We start from the raw sequence: 3,190 nt of genomic DNA on the forward strand, positions 1-3,190 counted from the left end.
CTTGAACCAGACTAGTTTTCTTTACCAAATAGCTTAGTCATTTCGAGCAGAGGGAGAAATCTCCTAAGTCAATTTGGATCGAGATTTCCCAGTCGGATCCACTATATAGCAATAGAATCCACTTTCGTTTCCTCCTTCGAAATGACCTTGTAAAGATATCCTTGAACCAGACTAGTTTTCTTTACCAAATAGCTTAGTCATTTCGAGCAGAGGGAGAAATCTCCTAAGTCAATTTGGATCGAGATTTCCCAGTCGGATCCACTATATAGCAATAGAATCCTTTTTCGTTTCCTCCTTCAAAATAATGATTTAATGATTGTCTTTTATAGTATTTTAGTACCTCCGAAAGTTCTATTTCTACTTTAGTACCCCCCAAGGTTCTTTTTCCAAATTCGAACTAGAACATTTTTAAAATAAATAAAAATATAAAGCTAGTACATCTGAGGGTACTATTTCTTGTTTAGTACCTTCAGAGGTACTATATTTAGTCATGATAAGAAAAGATATTCATGCAGTGATTACCGGAGATTTGGTCGATTCCACTGCTATTTCAAAAGATTATCATGAAGTCCTGTTTCGGATAGCCGATGATATTCAAAAATATCAACTAAGCGATTTTAAATTCGATATCTACCGAGGTGACAGTTTTCAAGCTCTGGTTAGCGATCCAAATAAGTCTTTATTGATTAGTATTATTATGAGGTCCGGTCTTCGCAGATATTCCAATGGATCTTCAATCAGTGATGCATGGGATGCACGCGTTTCTGTGGGAATTGGAAAAATAACATCCGATCCCAATGGGAAACTAGGTCAGCTAATCGGTGAGGCTTTTGTTCGATCCGGAAGAGGATTGGAACCAATGAAAAAAGAAGGACTCCGTCTGAGAATCACCACAGGAGAAGAACAAATTGACCGGGAATTTGAATCCACTTGCCCACTAGCAGATCATATAATCAGTAGATGGACTACCAGTCAGTCGGAGGCTATCTATTTAAGCCTGCTAAAAGGAATCACACAAAAAGAAATAGGAGAAGAATTAAAGCAAACACAGCGAGTAGTCAGTAAAAGGCTAGAATCTGGAAATTTAGAGAGTCTATCCAATTTTTTTAATCGCTTTAAAGAGATTATAGAATGGAAATTCAGCAACTAGACCTTCTACTCCGTCTTATTCTTGCACATCTTTTGGCTGACTTTGTTTTCCAAACAAATGCCATGGTGAAGGGCAAAAAGGAGGGAGGACTAGGCTCCACTCAATTCCTATGGCATTTGGTCATTGTAGCTATTTTAACCTATATCTTCCTGGCTGATTGGACAAATTGGTGGACACCTATTGCAATTGGGATAGTTCATGGATTGATAGATTGGGTCAAAATCAGGATAAATAGAGACACTGTGGGAGTATATATTGCAGACCAAGCAGCGCACTTAATCAGCATCATTATTCTATGGACCCTTATCACTGGACAGAATCTTGGACAAATATTCAGGCTAAGTACATTTGAATGGAATTCAAATTTTCAATTGATTATCATCGCATATATCATAGTAACTCTTCCATCAGGTATTTTGATTGGTTATCTTACTCTGTCTTGGCAAGAGCAACTCAGTAAAAATAAGAAAGATGAAAGCCTAAAGGATGCAGGGAAATGGATTGGTATCATAGAGCGAATACTTATCCTTACTTTTATTTTACTCAACCAGTGGCAACCCATAGGCTTTTTACTGGCTGCAAAATCAGTTTTTAGATTTGGTGATCTTAAAAAAGCAAAAGAACAAAAGAAGACGGAGTATATACTAATTGGTACGCTATTAAGCTTTACACTTGCGATATTTATTGGCCTGTTTACACAAATGGCTATCAGTTAAAAGTTTCTTAATTGCTCTTTTAGAATTGAAATAGCCACCAGAATAGGACTCCAAGAAAAATAACATTAAAAGACATTTTCAAACGGACCAGAGTTGAGGTGATTATTGGTCATTTCGACTTTCTATTTTAATAATTTGCAAATTTACTTTTTGCCAAAAAAATAATATTTCACTTCATCTCGATTCCCTAAAGTATTCAAAACATAGACAAAGTATGAATTGAATTCTTGTCAATTTATTTTCTCAATGACAACAATTTCCTTTCCCTCCTTCTTGAATAGGAGGGCATGGAATGGTTCCATAACTACAAAAAACACAGCAATCCCCTGATTTTGGCTTCAGTATCTCATGACAGTTTTCACACTCATAAAAAAACTGACAAGAATCTGTAGGCATGATTTCTACTTTTTGATAGTCACAATTAGGACAAGTAATCTTTGACTTTAAAATGATTTCTTTCTCCATGATTCGACCTAATCGGGATCCTCAATTACTTTAAATCCCACTTTAGAAATAGCCTCCACGATTTGGGTTCTATTCACTTTTTTCGGATCATATTTTACGACAGTGTTTTCGTCTTTATAGGAAGTTTTTACTTCATTCACTCCATCCAATTTACCAATAGAATTCGTTACTGGCGCTTCACAACCTGAACAAGTCATCCCTTTCACGGAAAGTTCTAAAGTTTTGAAAGCGACAGGCTGAAGTAGTGAATTTTGAAATTTCAGATCACTTACTTTGGAGTCAACAACTGTATAACCTGTCTTATTAATAGCTTCAATAATTGCTTCTAAGCTGATGCTATTGTCATTAAAAGTTACTTGGGCAGATTTTTTTTCATATGATACCATAGTTTCCATAGTACCTTCAAGCGCTATTATTGCCTGTTTTATGGGTATTTCACAACCCGCGCAAGTCATCCCTTTGATTTGAAAATCAGCTTGTTTTAATTGAAATTCCTGACCTATTAAAAATTGATTCGAGCTCTTTGATTCAGGATAAAAAATATGAGAATAGCTTGGAAAGGCAAGCATCAAACCAGCAAAGACAGTTACAAAGCTTAGAAATTTTTTGGATTTCCAAAAGGATTGAATTTCTCCTGTTTCACAGTCACATTCAATTTCTGCATTGGTTCTTGGCTTTAGTTTTTGATACCAAGCGAAGCTTAATATTCCCAGAGTCAATAAAATTAAGTAAGGTCTAAAAGGCTCAATCCAAGAGAATGTTGCTGCAATTCCACTGATACCAGCTACTATCGATAATACTGGAGTAATACAACACAAGGAAGCTAAAATAGCTGCTATCAATCCGGCTCCTACACTTT

Annotated in this window: 4 protein-coding genes; 2 read left to right on the plus strand and 2 right to left on the minus strand. The window is 35.9% G+C overall.

What is annotated here, in order from left to right; translation table 11 throughout:
- Window positions 1–490: 490 nt before the first annotated feature.
- Both Q0L68_RS18580 and Q0L68_RS18585 read left to right on the plus strand, forming a co-directional pair.
- The gene (locus Q0L68_RS18580; protein WP_296705751.1) at window positions 491–1,150 is read left to right on the plus strand and encodes a SatD family protein; all 660 of its coding nucleotides are present in this window, start codon (window positions 491–493) and stop codon (window positions 1,148–1,150) included.
- Entirely contained in the window at window positions 1,132–1,866 is a 735-nt protein-coding gene (locus Q0L68_RS18585) for a DUF3307 domain-containing protein (RefSeq protein WP_296705752.1), read from the plus strand. The genes Q0L68_RS18580 and Q0L68_RS18585 overlap by 19 nt, the downstream gene beginning before the upstream one ends.
- A 243-nt stretch (window positions 1,867–2,109) precedes the next feature.
- Here the strand turns inward: Q0L68_RS18585 and Q0L68_RS18590 are convergent, their stop codons facing one another.
- Together Q0L68_RS18590 and merTP are read right to left on the minus strand one after the other, a co-directional pair.
- Window positions 2,110–2,331 (minus strand): GDCCVxC domain-containing (seleno)protein, encoded by a 222-nt coding sequence (locus Q0L68_RS18590; RefSeq protein ID WP_296705753.1) that lies wholly within the window; start codon window positions 2,329–2,331, stop codon window positions 2,110–2,112.
- Between the two features lie 8 nt (window positions 2,332–2,339).
- Window positions 2,340–3,190, minus strand: an 851-nt coding sequence (merTP, locus tag Q0L68_RS18600) for a mercuric transport protein MerTP (RefSeq protein WP_366938424.1), incomplete at its 5' end; no start/stop codon positions are given.

The organism is Algoriphagus sp., assembly GCF_024642405.1.
GTDB lineage: Bacteria > Bacteroidota > Bacteroidia > Cytophagales > Cyclobacteriaceae > Algoriphagus.